Annotated in this window: 15 protein-coding genes; 5 read left to right on the top strand and 10 right to left on the bottom strand. The window is 63.9% G+C overall.

Translation table 11 applies throughout. The features are described 5' to 3' along the window. Positions 1 to 28 precede the first annotated feature (28 nt). Positions 29 to 1,015 carry a sugar-binding transcriptional regulator gene (locus tag AC5WEY_RS06360; protein ID WP_156399460.1) on the top strand — a complete coding sequence of 329 codons (987 nt, stop codon included), beginning with the start codon at positions 29 to 31 and terminating at the stop codon, positions 1,013 to 1,015. Here AC5WEY_RS06360 and AC5WEY_RS06355 read toward each other — a convergent pair. The 6 genes from AC5WEY_RS06355 to AC5WEY_RS06330 form a co-directional block, all read right to left on the bottom strand. Then, positions 975 to 2,543 (bottom strand): flavin-containing monooxygenase, encoded by a 1,569-nt coding sequence (locus AC5WEY_RS06355; RefSeq protein ID WP_495645143.1) that lies wholly within the window; start codon positions 2,541 to 2,543, stop codon positions 975 to 977. The two genes, AC5WEY_RS06360 and AC5WEY_RS06355, sit on opposite strands and share 41 nt — an antisense overlap. After that, on the bottom strand, positions 2,519 to 3,400 hold the full coding sequence (locus AC5WEY_RS06350) for a methyltransferase family protein (protein WP_495645142.1): 882 nt from the start codon (positions 3,398 to 3,400) through the stop codon (positions 2,519 to 2,521). Before AC5WEY_RS06350 ends, AC5WEY_RS06355 begins: the two co-directional genes overlap by 25 nt. Then, positions 3,391 to 4,401, bottom strand: coding sequence for a fatty acid desaturase (locus AC5WEY_RS06345; RefSeq protein WP_495645141.1), 1,011 nt, complete (start codon positions 4,399 to 4,401; stop codon positions 3,391 to 3,393). Before AC5WEY_RS06345 ends, AC5WEY_RS06350 begins: the two co-directional genes overlap by 10 nt. Continuing rightward, positions 4,398 to 5,690 (bottom strand): squalene/phytoene synthase family protein, encoded by a 1,293-nt coding sequence (locus AC5WEY_RS06340; RefSeq protein ID WP_495645140.1) that lies wholly within the window; start codon positions 5,688 to 5,690, stop codon positions 4,398 to 4,400. The genes AC5WEY_RS06345 and AC5WEY_RS06340 overlap by 4 nt, the downstream gene beginning before the upstream one ends. After that, positions 5,687 to 6,703: a polyprenyl synthetase family protein gene (locus AC5WEY_RS06335; RefSeq protein WP_495645139.1), complete on the bottom strand. Its 1,017-nt coding sequence runs from the start codon at positions 6,701 to 6,703 to the stop codon at positions 5,687 to 5,689. Before AC5WEY_RS06335 ends, AC5WEY_RS06340 begins: the two co-directional genes overlap by 4 nt. Positions 6,704 to 6,932: 229 nt before the next feature. Next, positions 6,933 to 7,835: a LysR family transcriptional regulator gene (locus AC5WEY_RS06330; RefSeq protein WP_495645138.1), complete on the bottom strand. Its 903-nt coding sequence runs from the start codon at positions 7,833 to 7,835 to the stop codon at positions 6,933 to 6,935. 9 nt (positions 7,836 to 7,844) lie between these two features. Between AC5WEY_RS06330 and AC5WEY_RS06325 the strand changes: the two genes are divergently transcribed. The 3 genes from AC5WEY_RS06325 (at position 7,845) to AC5WEY_RS06315 (ending at position 10,686) form a co-directional block, all read left to right on the top strand. Then, a complete protein-coding gene (locus AC5WEY_RS06325) occupies positions 7,845 to 8,810 on the top strand; it encodes a LysR family transcriptional regulator (RefSeq protein WP_495645137.1) in 966 nt (321 codons plus the stop codon). A 121-nt stretch (positions 8,811 to 8,931) separates the two neighbouring features. After that, complete coding sequence (locus AC5WEY_RS06320) at positions 8,932 to 10,263, top strand: MCE family protein (protein WP_495645136.1); 1,332 nt, start codon at positions 8,932 to 8,934, stop codon at positions 10,261 to 10,263. A 66-nt stretch (positions 10,264 to 10,329) separates the two neighbouring features. Continuing rightward, positions 10,330 to 10,686: an STAS domain-containing protein gene (locus tag AC5WEY_RS06315; RefSeq protein WP_495645135.1), complete on the top strand. Its 357-nt coding sequence runs from the start codon at positions 10,330 to 10,332 to the stop codon at positions 10,684 to 10,686. Here AC5WEY_RS06315 and AC5WEY_RS06310 read toward each other — a convergent pair. Further along, positions 10,663 to 11,808 (bottom strand): PP2C family protein-serine/threonine phosphatase, encoded by a 1,146-nt coding sequence (locus AC5WEY_RS06310; RefSeq protein WP_495645539.1) that lies wholly within the window; start codon positions 11,806 to 11,808, stop codon positions 10,663 to 10,665. The two genes, AC5WEY_RS06315 and AC5WEY_RS06310, sit on opposite strands and share 24 nt — an antisense overlap. Then, the gene (locus tag AC5WEY_RS06305) at positions 11,808 to 12,608 is read right to left on the bottom strand and encodes an alpha/beta fold hydrolase (protein ID WP_495645134.1); all 801 of its coding nucleotides are present in this window, start codon (positions 12,606 to 12,608) and stop codon (positions 11,808 to 11,810) included. Before AC5WEY_RS06305 ends, AC5WEY_RS06310 begins: the two co-directional genes overlap by 1 nt. An 87-nt stretch (positions 12,609 to 12,695) precedes the next feature. On the opposite strand from AC5WEY_RS06305, the gene AC5WEY_RS06300 reads away from it, so the two are divergent. Next, a complete protein-coding gene (locus AC5WEY_RS06300; protein WP_057476997.1) occupies positions 12,696 to 13,748 on the top strand; it encodes an NAD(P)H-binding protein in 1,053 nt (350 codons plus the stop codon). Here AC5WEY_RS06300 and AC5WEY_RS06295 read toward each other — a convergent pair. Both AC5WEY_RS06295 and AC5WEY_RS06290 read right to left on the bottom strand, forming a co-directional pair. Continuing rightward, the gene (locus AC5WEY_RS06295; protein ID WP_495645133.1) at positions 13,745 to 15,229 is read right to left on the bottom strand and encodes an amidase; all 1,485 of its coding nucleotides are present in this window, start codon (positions 15,227 to 15,229) and stop codon (positions 13,745 to 13,747) included. The two genes, AC5WEY_RS06300 and AC5WEY_RS06295, sit on opposite strands and share 4 nt — an antisense overlap. Positions 15,230 to 15,272: 43 nt before the next feature. Further along, positions 15,273 to 16,475, bottom strand: coding sequence for an MFS transporter (locus AC5WEY_RS06290; protein ID WP_495645132.1), 1,203 nt, complete (start codon positions 16,473 to 16,475; stop codon positions 15,273 to 15,275). Between the last annotated feature and the right edge of the window lie 81 nt (positions 16,476 to 16,556).

Raw genomic sequence — 16,556 nt, 5'->3', positions numbered from 1 at the left:
CGTGCAATTCGGTCGTACACTGGTGCCGGTGACGGAACCCGACATCACTCCCGAATCCGACCTGCGGACCGGCCACGCCACCCAGGCCGCGCGGCTTTATTACTTCCAGGACATGACGATGGCGGCAATCGGCCGTGAGCTGGGGGTCTCTCGTTCGACGGTCTCGCGTTTGATCACCTTCGCTCGGGCGTCGGGATTGGTGGAAATCAAGATCTCCACACCGCTCGGTCAGGCACCGCGAATCGAGCAGGCATTCGCCGATCTGTACGACATCCGTGCACACGTCGTCCCCGTCTCGGAGACGGTGGACGAATTGCAGCGTCTCGATCGTGTCGCCACGTTCGCCGGCCGACTGCTGACATCGTTCTTCGAGTCCGACATGGTGATGGGTGTTGCCTGGGGAACAACCGTCAGCGCCGTCAGCCGCAAGCTGGCCCCCAAGAGAACCCACAACTCGACCGTCGTGCAGCTCAACGGGGCGGCCAACACCCGCACCACCGGAGTCTCCTACGCAACCGACATCATCAAAACCTTCGCTGACGCGTACGGGGCTGTGGCACAGGGTTTTCCGGTCCCGGCGTTCTTCGATTACCCCGAGACCCGCCGACACCTGTGGCGTGAACGCAGCATCAAGCGAGTACTCGAGCTACAGGATCGGATGAACCTGGCCGTGTTCAGCATCGGCGTCATGAGCGGAGCCGTGCCGAGCCACGTGTACAGCGCCGGCTATCTCGAACCCGAGGACGGTGCCGAACTCCGACGGGACGGCGTGGTCGGCGACATCGCCACCGTATTCCTGCGCTCCGACGGCAGTTACGACCGCATCGCGCTCAACGACAGGTCCAGCGGGCCCAGCCTCGACCGACTCAAAGCTGTTCCACGCCGGGTCGCGATCGTGGCCGGGGAATCCAAGCTCGACGCCCTCACCGCGGCCCTGCGTGGTGGTCTGATCACCGATCTGGTGATCGACGACATCAGCGCCGCGAACCTGGTGTTGCGCTCACGCCGGCCGTGAGTGATTCGGCACGCTGCACCACGTCGTAGGACTCGATGTCGAACGTGCGTAGTTGCTTTCGGAATCGAAAACTGAAATCGGGCCACAGCGCGACATTGCGACCGGTGCTGTCGAGGAACCAACTTCGACAACCGCCGGTCACCCACACGCTCGTGCGCATCTTCTGCTGAAGATCGCGGTTGTAGAGTTCCTGCACCTCGGGGCGCACCTCGACGCTGGCGACCTGTGAATCGTGGACGGCCGCGACCGCCTCGACGACGTAGTTGATCTGCGACTCGATCATGTAGATGGCCGAGGAGTAACCCAGCCCCGAGTTCGGCCCGAGGAGGACGAACATGTTCGGGAACCCGGCTACGGCGGTGCCCTTGTAGGCGGTGACTCCGTGTTCCTCGTATATCTGGGTCAACGTCCGACCACCCCGGCCGCGAAAGAGCTCGAACGCCGGCGAGTCGGTGATGCGAAAGCCGGTGGCGACCACGATCGCATCGACCGGGCGCACGGTGCCGTCGACCGTCACGATCGAATCCTTCTGCACACCGGCAATTCCGGAGCTGACAAGATCGACGTTCTCGCGGCCGAGAGCCGGATAATATTCGTTCGAGGACAGCATCCGCTGGCAGCCGACGCGAAATTCGGGAGTGACGCGAGCTCGCAGGGCGCGGTCTCGAACCTCGATCCTCATCTTGACCGCCGCGATCAGTCCGAGGCCCGCAGTTGCCGGCGGAAACTTGATGAGCACGATCGCGTAGATCTCGCGCAGCAGGTAGAGAATCGACCGAAAAACGCTGGTGAGACCAGGAACTCGGCGAAAGGCGAACCTCTCGAGCCTGCTGTACTTACGGAGCAGCCGCGGGAAGATCCACGGTGCCGTCCGCTGGAAGACATCCAGATGAGCGACTGTGCTCGCGATTGCGGGCACGATCTGAATTGCCGAGGCTCCGGTACCGATCACCGCAACTCGCTTGTGTGCGAGGTCGACGGTGTGGTCCCACTGCGCCGAGTGGAAGATCGGTCCGTCGAACCGATCGAGTCCCTCGATGTCCGGCATGTTCGGCTCGCACAGTGCACCCATGGCCGAGACCACTATTTTCGCACTGATCGGCCCGTGAGTGGTGGCCAGCATCCACCTCGACGTCGGTTCGTCCCAATCGGCTGCGATCAATTCGTGATCGAAGGAGAACTTCTCCCGAATGTTGTGCCGCTCCGCTACACCGAGAATGTAGTTCTGGATTTCCGGCTGCGTCGAGAACGTTTGCGACCAGTTCGGATTGTGATCGAACGAGAACGAGTACAGATGCGAGGGAACATCGCACGCGGCACCCGGATACGTGTTGTCGCGCCAAGTTCCACCGAAGTCGTTGCCGCGCTCGAGCACGACGAAGTCCTCGATACCGCGTCTGCGCAGTGCAACTGCGAGCCCGATCCCGCCCACACCGCCGCCGATCACCGCAACCTCGACCTCTCGCACGGGGGTCGGCGCAGAATCGGACGGATGCGGACGAGTCACTGCGGTGTCGTGGACGACCATGGTGTGGAATCACTTTCGGTATCGCTGGGGATGGTGTCTTCGGATCGTCCGGACTCGGGACGTGGTGGAGTTCGGCGCAGCGCCCGCATCGGCGACGGAAAGAACGCCGGTACTCGGGCGGCGTAGGCACGGTACGAACTGCCGAACCTCGCCAGCAGGTCCCGCTCCTCGAGCGCAGTCCCCAGCAGGATGTAGCCGGTGAGACCGCCCGCCCACAGCAGATGCCCGACCGTCATCTCGCTTGCGGCCCAGAAGGTCAGCAGCAGTCCGGTCATCAGCGGGTGACGCACCAGCCGATAGGGCCCGTGAATCTGCAATCGATCCGCGGTGGCGTCGGGGGCTTGGATGACGTACTCGCGGTACGCCTGTCGCAGGCCCAACAGGTGGAAGTGGTCGAGCAACAGGGTTGCGATGTAGACCAGGACCACGCCCAGCCAGAAGGCGGAATCGAGCACGCGGCCGGCGATACCGTCGATCGACCACAGTCGGTACGGGATGGGCTGCCATGCCAGGACGAGGACCCAGACCACCGTGCTCACCATGAAGATGTAGACGGTGCGTTCGAGTGCCTCGGGTACTCGCCGGGTGAGCCACGCCTTGAACGACGGTCTCGCCATCCCCGAGTGCTGCAGCCCGAACAGTGCGATCAGCGCCAGGTCGATGAGGACGGCAAGCCACGTCGACATGTACGGACCGTCGTCGACCGTCTTGGGCAGCACCCGACCACCGGAGAAGAGCAACAGCACCGGGACCGTCATGCCGGCGATCGCGTAACCGGTCAGAGCAACGAGAAAGGGCAGCAGCCGAGTTCGATCGCGCAGGGTCGCGTGAATCTGCGGCCCGGGAATCAGATCCATGCAAACCAGCGCAGAACTCGCGGCCGCACGGTGCCTGCTTCGATCTTGCTCTCCAGCTTGGCTTTCCAGCGCTCACCGTACGTTGCGTCCAGGAACGCGCCAGGGATCGCCAGCCGCCATGCGGACTGGATCGTCATCCAGTAGGGAACGATGACCTCCGGCTCCACGTCGCGCATGAACACGAGCTTGTCCGGAATGACGCTCCAGTGCACACCGGGATAGCGATGGTGCACACTGTGATATCCCTGATTGAAGATGAAGAAGTTGAGCCAGTTTCCGGCCGTGTTCAGCGACTTGCTCGGGTCGTCCTCGAAGCCTCGGGCCGGGGCATGGGTGAGCCAGGCGAAGTATCCGGAATTGACCTGTGTGATCAGGAACGGAATCCAGTAGAACACCACGAACGGACCCGTTCCCGCGAGGTACCAGGTGGCGACGATGAAGGTCAGTGCAACAGCGCAATCCAACAAGAACTGGCGACGCCGTTTACGTCTGCCGTCCGACACCTCGGTGGCGAACAGTTCACGGATCGTGTGCATCTTGACGACCGAGCCGTACCGGAACCAGTATGCGACGGCACCCAGACCGTGCTCCCGCCCCTCGGTGGACGTCACGTCTCCTGGGCCGTCGTTGTATCGGTGATGATTGAGCACGTGTACCTCGCGCATCTCGGCCGCCGTCAAGGAGGCGGGGAGAGAACACAGGATATCCACTACGCGATTGGCCCGGCGTGAGACGAACAGCGGGCGATGAGTGTGCATGTGCATCACCCCGATGGTCAAGGAGAAGCTCAGCAGAGTCAGGATGATCACGAGGGGCACTGCGACATACCAGCGTTGGGCGATCGGCGCGAACAGTCCGAAGGCGAGGAGCCCGAGCCACAGGGCGATGTGGACGAGCGGACCCACGTTCGCCGGATTCTCGAGACGGAAGATGCGTCTGCTGATCGGATCTTTCGGTTCGCCGGTCGTACCGGTCTCGTTCCGGGGTGTCACCGCAGTCATGATTGCCTTTCAGAATCGAATGGGAGATGCGGTGCCATCCGGGACATCGCAGCGGTCTGAAACCGAGTGCCGAGAAGGTGCATGGCATTGCTGTCGCCGGGGTGCATTCGCTCGAGTGATCCGAACGCGAGATGGTCGGCAATCATCATCCGGCGGATCTGGTCGTCGGCCAGCTCGCCGCGCATCGCTCCGGTAGGCAGCGCGTCGACGAGCGCCATGGCCGAGTCCACGACGATCGCCCCCATCGAGGTGCCCTGCGAGTGCGTATCGAGGCGTGGGAACAGGTTGTCCGGCGACTCTTGCCTTCCCCGATCAGACGAGTCGAGCAGGAACTCGACCGTTGCGTCCACCGACTCACGCAAGCGATCGAGCATGGCCTCCCATCGGTCGGTACCGCCGGCCGCCACCACCGCACCGAGCAGACGCAGTCTCCGGGAATACGGATTTCGCACTCCCACCGCGCTGCAGAAGAAGGCGGTCGTCGTGATCGACATGTAGGCCACGGCCGCACGGGCACCCTTGCTTCGGGTCCGCCGACCCAGATGCGACAACAGCGCGAACGCACCGAGTGCCGGTGTCAACAAGCGCAGGACGATCTCGTGCGTCAACTCGGCACTGGTACCCACCCCGTACAACTCGATTTCCTGATCGCGGAGATCGTTCGCCAGCTGCGCTGCGGCTCCGACACAGTGGGCCAGCTCGACGATGTCCTCGGTGCCGACGTCCGGGTCGTTCTCGCAGATCACCGCGCACGCATAGACCACAACACGTCCGAGCACTCTCTCGCCGTAGGTGACCCGCGACATCGGCACGTCGAGATTGTCGGCCATCGCAGTGGCAACGTCGATCAGCAACTCTCGCACGCGCGCCTCGCCGGCGGCCGGCAGTCGACCGACCAACGCCCGTACGTCGGCGATCCGTTCCGCCAGAATCGAATCCACCGCATCGATCTCACGCAGAACTCGGGCACGCAACGGGGGCGGCGGAACCGGGTCCTCGCCCACGAGATAGCGAGCAGCCCAGAGCACCGTCGTCGCCGCGCCGACCGAACCCGAGTAGAGATCCTCGTAGGCGTCGAGCACTCGGCAGGCCAGCACGGCCGCAGTCGATTCGGCCCGCTGCGTCTCCGGTAGCAGGTTGATTGCCACGGCCAGATTTCGTGCGGCGGGTATCAGTGCCGATTCGGCGAGTGCGTCCACCGAGCCTGCCCGCACGAGCACAGTCGGATCGACTGCACGTCGAAGATCCCGTAGGCCGCGGGCCAGTAGCACCAGACGAGCGGGCCTCATCGGAGCACAACTCGTCGGGCCAGTGTGCGCAAGTGCTCTCGCGCAGGTGAATCGACGAAGCATTCGGTTGCAGCGCAGGCCTGCCGCGTCGCAGAATCGGCGAACTCACGCGCACTGGACATCGCTCCGCTGTGTGTCAAAGCGGCCTGCAGGTCACGGCTGGACACCGACTCGTCGAGCCACATCGTCCACGCTTGGGCATCGGTACCGAGCCACTCGATCACCGGCCACGTGGGCACTCTGCGTTCGAGGTCTCCGCAGGCGTCCTTACCCAGGTTCGGCCCGCCCTCGATGTCGCGGACGTCGTCCATGATCTGGAATGCCAATGCGAGATGATCCGCGTAGTTCATCAAACTGCGCAGTCCGTCGTCGTCGACTCCGCCCGCTGTGCCGCCGTAGGCGCAGGCGACTCTGAACAGAGTCCCGGTCTTGGCTCCGGCGACCGCGCGGTAATGCCTCCTGAGCGCGCCGACGTCGAGATCCGGCGGCAGGGTCTCGATCAACTGGCCGTAGGAGAGCTCCGACAGTTCATCGAGATACGTCACACCGACGACGTGACCGATCCGGGCGAACACCGAAGGGTTGGCGTCGAGCACTCGTGCGACTTCCCGCAGTGCGGTACCGGCCAGATGGAAGCCCGCGTACGCAGCCAATCGAACTCCGAAACCGGCTGCAATGGAGGCGTTGCCGCGACGAAGCACAGAGCCGTCACAGATGTCGTCGTGCATCAGAGATGATTCGTGCAACATCTCGATAGCCGCTGCGATGTCGACCGCATCGTGCAGCGGCACCGCATCTGCGTCCGGCGCAAGCTGCGCACACGCAAGTACCATCCCGGCGCGCACACGTTTTCCCGGTATCGAGAGAACATGGTCATAGATCGAGCGAAAAGTGGTGTGCGGTTCGAGAATACGATTCATCGCGGCGTCGACATCGCGTAGTTGCGTCGAAACGACGACGCAATCCGACTTCGCCGGAGACGTCCATTGCAGACCCATGGCATCAGCAACCATCGACAGCACCGCTCGAACGTAGAGTGTTGTGGGACAACACTTTCGATAGGTAGATCAGAGGTGCGTTCTGCGTATCGAAACACACTTGTCTCCGGAAATTTCCGTCCATGAATACTCCCCCGCCGATCGCCCCCTGATCCTGCTGCGCGCCACATTAAGTGACACAGGGCACCGACAGCCAGCCAGGGCAACGGAATGACGCAAAGCCATAGCCAAAACGCACAGGCGGTCACGGATGATTCGTTTTTGCACCTACAGACCGATTGCGAACAAGTTGATCGATGAACGAATTGATAAGCGGTGCTACCCAATTGGGCGAATAGACGAGCCTGGTGCGCTCGGACGGTGGTGCCGACCACGGGACAACCCAACCGCCCGCGGCAGTCACCGATCGCGCCATCGACTCGGCCATGACCGCCGCCCCGATTCCGTGGGCGACAAGCGCCGGCAGGGCCTGCTGCGATACCCCGCTCACCACCACTGTCGCCACGATCCCGACCCCGGCCAGGGCGTCGACGACATCGATGCCCGCGCGATGTGTCGACGCAAGCACCGCCACCGGAACCGCCGCGTCGAGCTGGTCGAGAGTGCCTGCATGTCTCGATCCGGGCGGAAGAGCAAGCACGAGAACATCATCGGGCAAGTACTCGTGAACGAGGTCGATGGACGCGTCGGAATCGGGAACCACCGCGCAATCGATCTGCCCCGCCCGAACCTGGGCCAGCGCTTCCACAGGATCGGAGATCGACACGATGTCGATTCTCGAACCAGGTCGCGCAGCGACGAATCCCGCCATCAGTTCCGGCGTCATCGAGCGATCGGACACAGCGATACGCACGATCGGCGCCGCGTCGCCGGGACGCGTCGTCCGCAGCTCGTCCACCACTCGCTCGACCGCTCGATGGTCGAGTACAGTTCGACGCGCAAGCGGTAGCAAGGCAGCCCCTTCGGGGCTCAGAACCAGCGTGTTGGCCTCACGACGAAACATTTCGACACCCAGCTCGGTCTCGAGACTTCGCACGATGCCGGACACCGTCGGTTGGCTTACCCCGAGTGCACGAGCCGCGTTACCGAGTCCGTGCTCGTCGACGATGGCCACGAAGCACTCGAGCATCGAAGTGGTGACGTTCACGGCATCAGTGTGAACACTTCGGTAGAGCTGCAGCATCACGGGGGTGCGTCGGGCGCCTTCGGTGGCATCGACCGACGGGACGCGATGGAGCTTTCTTCACGGCTACTGCGGCAGTGCGTTGCCGTCGCCGACGCAGGGTCCATGTCCGGTGCGGCAACCGAACTCGGCCTCAGTCCGTCCACGCTCTCGCGCGCTGTCGCCCGACTCGAGGAGCAGACCCAACTGTCCGTGTTCGAGCGGCGCGGCACGCGACTCGTGCCGACCGCTGCGGGACAGGAAGTCGTGCGCGCCGCCCGCCGAGTCGTGGACGATCTGGACCTGTTCTCCGCCCTGGCCGTCGACGCCGCCCTCGGACGGGCGGGGGCAGTAACGGTATCGACTCCGGCCGACGACATCGGACCGGTTCTGCCGACCATGATCGCGTCTGTGACACGAGGTCGTCCGCGCCTGAACGTACACATTGTACGCGTCGAGACCGCAACGGCAGCAATGGAATCTCTGCGATCCGGCGCAGCCGATTTGGCGTTGATTCCGCGTCTCCCCACTCCGCCCGATCTGCTCGGCATCCACGTCGGACGCCAGGAGTTGACGCTGATCGTCCCCGCGGCATGGACACCGTCGAATGTTCGGATCACCGATCACCACGGACTCGACTGGTTGGGTGAGTTCCCCTTCATTGCCGGTGTCGTCGAAACCACCAGTGCACATGCGCTGGAACGACTTCGGCGATCCGGCGCTCGCCCGCACATCGTGTTGACCGGTACGCCGATCATGACGATACCGAGCCTCGTCGACGCCGGCATGGGTGCTGCGCTCGTACCCAGCTCTCTGCCCCTCGACACATTCGCTCATGTCCGGTCGATCGATCTGACGCCACCACTGACATACTCCATCACCTTGATGCACAGGACCGGCGAGCACACTCCCGCGACCCGGCAGTTCGTCGATTGGGCCCGGTCCGCCACCGAGGAGTGAGCTGCATCTCATATTTGCGACGGTGATACGTGCATCTCACAAGCTGTTGCGCAGTAGTAAGTGTGACGTCATGTACCACTAATGTTCGCGGCATGGTTGACGCTCTCGATCCGTGCTTCCCGTGACCGGCACCTCCTCGCCGCTGCAGAACCGGCTTCTCGGACTTGCCCTCGTGGTACTCATCGTCGTGTTCGTCGGGTGGAGCGTCACGTCGTACAACAAGACGTTCCAGGACGTCGTGACCGTCTCCCTCGAAACCGACAGCGTCGGCAACGCGCTCCCCCGCAATGCCGATGTCAAGGTGCGCGGCATGATCGTCGGCGAAGTCCGATCGGCGACGACGAACGACGGCGTCGTGACCTCCGAGTTGGCGATTCAGCCGGACATGGCCGAGATGATTCCGTCGAACGTCACCGCGCGGCTTCTCCCGAAGACGCTGTTCGGCGAGCGATACGTGTCGCTGATACTCCCGGACGGCGCACCGGCATCGCCGATCGGCGAGGGCACCGTCCTGAAACAGGATCGCAGCGGCAACGCCATAGAGGTAGGACAGCTGCTCGACGGCCTGTTGCCGTTGCTCCAAGCCGTCCCTCCGCAGGACCTCTCGAACACCCTCGGCGCGTTGGCGCAGGGCCTGAGCGGCCGGGGCGAGAAGATCGGACTCACGATCGACCGCCTGGAGAACATCTTTGCCGGGCTCAACACCGAACTGCCCGCAATTCAGCAAGATCTGCGTGGTCTCGCAGATTTCTCGCAGACCTACTCCGATGCGGCCCCCGAGTTGATCAACGCGCTGGACAACCTGCGGACCACCGGCAACACCGTCGTCGAGAAGCGTCCGACCCTCGAGACGCTGTACGCCTCGCTCACCTCGGCGTCGAACACGACGGCCGGCTTTCTGGAGGCGAACTCTGCACAGCTGATCGGCTTGGCGGCGAACTCACGTGAGGCGCTCGAGGTGTTCGCCGAATTCTCCCCAGCTCTCGGCTGCACCGTCTCACAGTTCGCAGAGGGGGCACGTCGCGGCCGGATCGTCACCGGCGTCGGCGACGAGTACCCCGGCATCAACGTCTCGATGCCGCTGGTCAACCCGAAGGGCCGCTATCTACCGAACCAGGACGAACCGAGGCTGTTCGAGCAGAACCGTCCCCCGAGTTGCCCCAACCCGCTGGATCGCTTCGCCGGCGAGTACTTCCCCCAGTATCCGGGCGGCGCACCCAACGACGGGTCGTACCAGGTGCCCACGCGGAACCCCGGTGAGCAGAACCTTCCTACGCTTGCTGCTCCTCAGTTCTCCCCCGTGCCCGCCTCGTACGCAGGCTCGGTCACCGAGCAACAGACCTTGGCGGTCATCTACGGAGGAGCCACCGGAATCGAGCCCGATGCGGTGCCGTCCTGGACCACAACGGTCGGTGCTCCCGCGCTCAGAGGAACGCAGGTCACCTTCCGGTAATCGCTACTGATTGAATAGTGCGCACCCCCGTCGACGAGCGCGGCGGGTAACGATTCAGGAGTACATATGTCTGCCGATACGAACGCCGGGTTCTCGATCCAGTCCAGCAACGATGGCCGAGTGGCCGTCATTGCAGTGTCCGGCGAACTCGACGTCACCACCGCACCGGCTCTCGCCACCGCCGTCGAAGGTCAGATCGAGTCCTCGCCCTCGGCCTTGATCATCGACCTGTCCGCCGTCTCGTTCCTGGCCTCGGCCGCGATGACCGTACTGGCGACGACGCAGAAAGATCACGGAGACGCACTGTCGTTCTCGGTCGTCGCTGACGGACCGACCACCAGCCGTCCGATCAAGCTGATGGGCCTGGACCAGGAATTCGCACTCTATGCAGACCTGGCGTCAGCGCGCGCCGCTCTCGGCTGACGAGACTCCCAATGCCATGACGGCCGCGTCGTCGACCAAACCGGCACCGAAGCTGTCGAGCAGCTTCCGTAGATGGTCGATCAGGTCGGCCGCTGCGGCGGGAGCGTGCTCGGTCGCGAAGTCCAGCAGCGCGCCGTCGTCGTCGTAGCGACCTGTGCCCACCCGGGCCTCGGTGAGTCCGTCCGTGTAGAGCATCAGGGTGTCACCGGCATCCAACGTCACGGTGGCCGACACGAAGCGCGCGTTGCGCAGAATTCCCACCAGCTGCCCGCCCGTCATGTGCACGTAGTGTGCGCTGCCGTCGGCCCGGATCACCAACGGCGGCGGATGGCCACCACTGGCCATGCACACTTCGAATCCGTCGGCCGAGCGGGTGAGAACACCGAAGACCGCCGTACAGAACTGCGCGTTGTTCTCGCGAAATTCTTGACGCAGAACCGAATCCAGGTTGTGCAGCACTGCCACCGGATCGTGGTCGTAGACCGCAGCCGCACGCAATGTGTACCGCGTCAGCGACGTGACGGCTGCAGCCGACGCCCCTTTACCGCACACATCGCCGAGGAAGAATCCCCACCGGTCGTCCGAGAGCGGAAACAGATCGTAGAAATCACCGCCCACCTCGTCGCTCGACGCCGCGTGGTAGTGAGCGGCCGCGGTCATTCCCGACGGCGGCAGCAGACTCGGCGGCAACAGAGACCGCTGCAGTGTCTTCGCGAGCAATTCCGCTCGCGTGCGGGACTCGAGTAGTTCGCGCTCGTAGGTCCGTCGATCCCGGGCATCGAGCGCGGTGATACGGATCAGCACCGGCGTACCGGCCTCGTCGGTCTTGACGTTCGCGGTCATGAACACCGGCAAACGACGACGATCCGACGTCACGAAATCCAACGCGATGCCGTCGAGCTGGCCGTACATACGCAGGATGGGGCCGAAGTGCGTCTCGTAGTGAATGCGTCCACCACCGGTGAGCAGCTCGGTGAAATCCGTACCGATCAGCGCGTCGACGTCGAAACCGAGCCAACCCGCCAGCGTCGCGTTGAGCCTCGCGATCCGCATGTCGGGATAAACCGACAGGTAGCCGCACGGCGCGTTCTCGTAGAGATCCTCGACGTCGAGGTCGTTGATCACGACGATCTCACGAAGGTCGCAATCGCCTCGGCCGTCTGCTCCGGTTCGGTGACGTGCGGGCAATGGCCGCTGGCATCGAGTGTCTTCAGAGTGCTGCCGGCAATGTGTTCGTGGACGTACCTGCCGACCTGAGGCGGGGCCAGCGAATCCCGCGCGCAGTCGACGATCATCGTCGGCAGAGCCACCCCGGCCAGGTCAGCGCGATTGTCGGACAGAAAAGTAGTGCGTGCGAACACCCGTGCACACGCCGGGTCGGTTCGACAGAAGCTCGCGGACCACAGGTTCTCCAGCTCCGGTCGATCCGGTGCGTTCACCACGATCGGTGCCATGGCCGCGGACCAGCCCAGATAGTTGCTGTCCAACGACTCGAGCAACTCGTCGATGTCCTCACGGCTGAAGCCTCCGCGATAGTCGCCGTCGTCGATGTAGCGGGGCGACGGCGTCAGGAGAAACAGCTTGGAAAACCGCTCGGGAGCCGCCTGAACCGCAAGAACACCCATCATCGACGCCACCGAGTGACCGACGAACGTGACGTTCTGGAGGTCGAGTTCCTCGACGATCTCCACGATGTCCTGGGCATAGGCGTCCAACGGGGCGTATTTCTGGGCATCCCAGGCGGCCGGATCCGACGCTCCCGACCCGACGTGGTCGAAGAGCACCACACGAAAACTTGCCGCCAGGATGTCGGTCACCGAACGCCACAGTGTCTGATCGCAGCCGAAGCCGTGAGCCAGCATCACCACGGGACCGTCGGCAATCCCGACGACCCTGACGTTGTTCCTGGTACGTGCGTTCACCCGCACAGTCTGCCATCTGCCACCGACAGCGGGGAGTGAGACTGCTCCGACCGGGTATCGCGTGTACCTACAGAAACGAGATTCATCATGCGAGTACTGGTCACCGGCGCAACCGGATACATCGGGTCTCGGCTGATCCCCGTGCTCCTCGAGCAGGGCCACGAGGTCCACGCCGCGATGCGTGACCCGGCGAAGAAGTCGCGTTTCGCGTGGGGTGCCCAGGTCACCGCCGTGCATTTCGACCTCGACGAGCACGACACCTTCGACACCGCGACGGCAGATGTCGACGCCGTCGTCTACCTGGTGCACTCGATGGACGAGGGAGACTTCGTCGAGAAAGATCGCCACGCTGCACAGGCCATGGCCGCAGCAGCCGAACGAAACGGCCTACAACGGATCGTCTACCTCTCCGGTCTGATCCCCGACGACGACACACCGCTGTCGGATCATCTGCGCTCACGGCTACAGGTCGAGGAAGCGTTCCTCGACAGCTCGGTCGACGCCACCGTGTTGCGCGCGGCCATCATCCTCGGCTCCGGATCGACATCGTTCGAGTTGGTTCGACGCATGACCGAACGACTGCCGCTCACTCCGATACCGACGTGGATGCGAAGGCAGGTACAGCCCATTGCCGTCGTCGACGTGGTTGCCATCATCGCTCGCGCCCTCGGCGACACCGCCCGCCCCGGTTCCTTCGACATCGGGGGCACCGAAACGATGAGCTATCCAGAACTGCTGCAGGCCTACGGCAGCGTCGCCGGCCTGCGCCGCGCCCAGCTGCCGGTCCCGCTGCTGCCGACCGGATTGGTGGGTCGCGCCGTGGCGATCATCACCGGCATGCCCCCCGGTACCGTGATCTCGTTGGTGGACAGCCTCACTCACGACATGGTGGTCCGCCGCGGTAACGCCGCAACCGAGGTGTTCGCCGAACCGAATACGACGCCGATGAGCGTCCGAGAAGCCCTGCAACGTTCCATCACCGTGGTGGCCGAGGAAGGTACCGACGCCCACGCCGATCCCCAGGCGGCCGCCGATACCGATCCTGATTGGGCCGGTGGCGTCGTCGACATCGTCGATGGGCAAGTGCGGCAACGCCCGTCGGGGATTCTGGGTAAGGTTCAGCTGGGAGCGACCCGCTAGTCGAGGGTGCTGTAGCGATGCACCCAGGGCGCTGCACGTTCGACCTGCCCTGCCAGTTGGACGAGCAGCGCCTCGCCGCCGAGCGGCGCGGTGAAGTGTGCACCCATCGGGAGCCCGTCGGGTGTCCAATGCACGGGCAGGGTGAGCGCGGGGCGCCCGGTGACGTTGGCCAACTGGGTGTACGGAATCCACGAGATGTTGTCGTCGATCATCTGATCGACGATGCCCGTGTATTTCAGAACCGCAGCAGTCTTACTGCGCAACAACAACTCCGACGCCAGCTGCAGCGGCTTCGCGAGGTCGAACGCGCCGATCTTCGGGGGCAGCTCGGCAAGGGTCGGCGTCAGCAGCAGATCGTATGTTTCGAAGTAGGTGGCCAGTGCCCGAACGTGAACGTGGCGGCCCTCCACCGCTTCGAGGTAGTCCACGCCGCTGGCCGATCGTCCCAGCGCAGCCATGATGCGGGTATCGCGCTCGAATTTATCGTCACCGCAACCGGTTCGGCGTTTGGTCTCGTCCATTTCCCAGGCCAGGTAGGTGAACCACGCCAGCAGAAATTCGCGGTTGAGCGCTGCATCGTCGAACGGTGGGGTGTCGAGCAGTTCGACGGTATGCCCCAGGTCGGTCAAAATTTTCGCCGCCTGTTCCATCGCGGCGACAGCCTGCGGGTCCGGCGCTGGATTCACCGACGTAGCCGCGTACATACCGATGCGTAAAGCCTTGGGATCCTTCTGCGTTCGCGACAGAAACGTACCGTCCGGACGCGCAGGCGAGTAGCCGGACGTCGCCTCTCCGCCCGCCAGCACGTCGAGCATCGCTGCGGTGTCTCGTACCGATCGGGACACGACGCCATGCACTGCTGCCCCGTGCATCGCCTCACCGAAAGTGGGACCCGACGGCACCAGTCCGCGGCCCGGCTTGAGCCCGACCAATCCGCAGCACGCCGCCGGGATCCGAATCGAACCGCCGCCGTCATTGGCTCCTGCTACCGGCACGATGCCGGCCGCAACAGCAGCGGCCGATCCGCCCGAGGACCCACCCGGAGTTCTGCTGCGGTCCCACGGGTTTCGAGCAGGGCCGAACACCGTCGGCTCCGTGATCCCCTTGGCACCGAATTCCGGGGTATTCGTCTTTCCGAAGATGACCAGGCCGGCGTCGAGCCAGCGCTGCACCACCGTGGAATGCTCCGGCATCGGCAGATCGGTGAGCGAACGCGACCCACTCGACGTGGGTAGCCCGGCGTAGTCCTGCGAGAGATCCTTGATCAGAAACGGCACTCCGGCGAACGGGCCTTCGAGTGTTCCGGTCAGCTGCTCGTCGGCTTGCCTCGGCATAGGGCGCACGATCGCATTGAGCGCGGGATTCACCGACTTCGCATGTGCCGATGCGCAATCGAGTAGCTCTCGGGGCGTGACGTCACCCTGAGCTACCAATTCCGCCAAACCGAGGCCGTCGTACTGCCGATACTCGTCGGTGCGCATGCCGACCACAGTATCCGAGAGCACCCTCGTCACGACTGCGAATTCAGTGACGAGAGTTCGACCCGGGAAGTGGTCGCAGTGCTCCCATCACGAGCAGCGAAGCCGCAAGAAGGGCCGCCACGACGAGCAGCGCATGGAGCACGTCACCATGACCGCCGAGGAAGCCGATCAAAGGCGGGCCGCCCAGGAAGGCGAAGTATCCGATGGAGGCCACCACACTGACGCGCGAGGCTGCGGCAGCGGGCTCGTCGGCCGCCGCACTCATCGCAACAGGGAACCCGAGCGACACGCCCGATCCCCACAGGAATGCACCCAGAAAAGCCAGCGGCACAACTGGACTGAGCACGAACAGCAGCACTCCGACCACCGAGACACCTGCCAATCCCCGCAGTACCACCACTCGACCGTAGCGATCGAGTAGTCCGTTACCGAACCACCGCACAGCCGTCATCGCGACCAGGAACGTGGTGAACGCGAGGGTTCCAGCCACGGCCGATGCGTCGTACCCGTCTATCAATGCGATGTTGAGCCAATCGTTTCCACTGCCCTCGGCAAACGCGAAAGACAACGCGACAACGCCGATCAGCAGGGTGCGCGGCTCCTTCCACCGGGCAAGGGCGTGCGGCTGCGAGGCATCGGTGGTCGACTGTTCGGGTTCGGCATCGGATTCGTTCAGGAAGTTGCGCACTCCCCACGGGATCACCCCGACTATTACGACTGCCACCGTCAGCAGGTGCACGGTGACGGAGATGTCGAGCGCCACCATTGCGGTGCCGATCAGGGCTCCCGCCACAGTTCCGGCGCTGAAGCCCGCGTGGAAACGCGGCATGATCGAGCGCCCGAGCCGACGTTCGGCCACCGCGCCGTGCACGTTCATGGCGACATCCCATGCACCGTTGGCAAATCCGAGAACGAAAAGTCCGATGAGCAACGGCACTACACCCACGAGATAACCGGTGGCGATGATCGTCAGACCGGCCGCGAGCACCAGGGACATCACGGTAACGGTGAGACGAGACCCGAAGCGGTTGATGATGATCCCGGACATCGGCAGCGCGAGCAGAGATCCGACTGCGATGGCGAGCAACACGATTCCGAGTTGAGACGAGGTGAGTTCGAGTCGATCGCGCACCTGGGGGATCCGAGAAGCCCAACTGGCGAAGGCGAAGCCGGCTCCGATGAACGCGATATAAGTCGCCCGTACCGCCACGGCCGTGCGCGCCGAGGCGGCGTCGATATCAGACACTGTGAATTACCCTGCTCTCTCGCTGTACCTCCAAGGGTAACGAACGACAGGGTCGATGCCGCGGTGGCCGCCGAGCTCGAA

Source organism: Rhodococcoides sp. S146-33 (assembly GCF_059489205.1).
The sequence above is the reverse complement of the archived record's forward strand: the minus strand, read 5'-3'. Positions and strand labels throughout refer to the sequence as shown.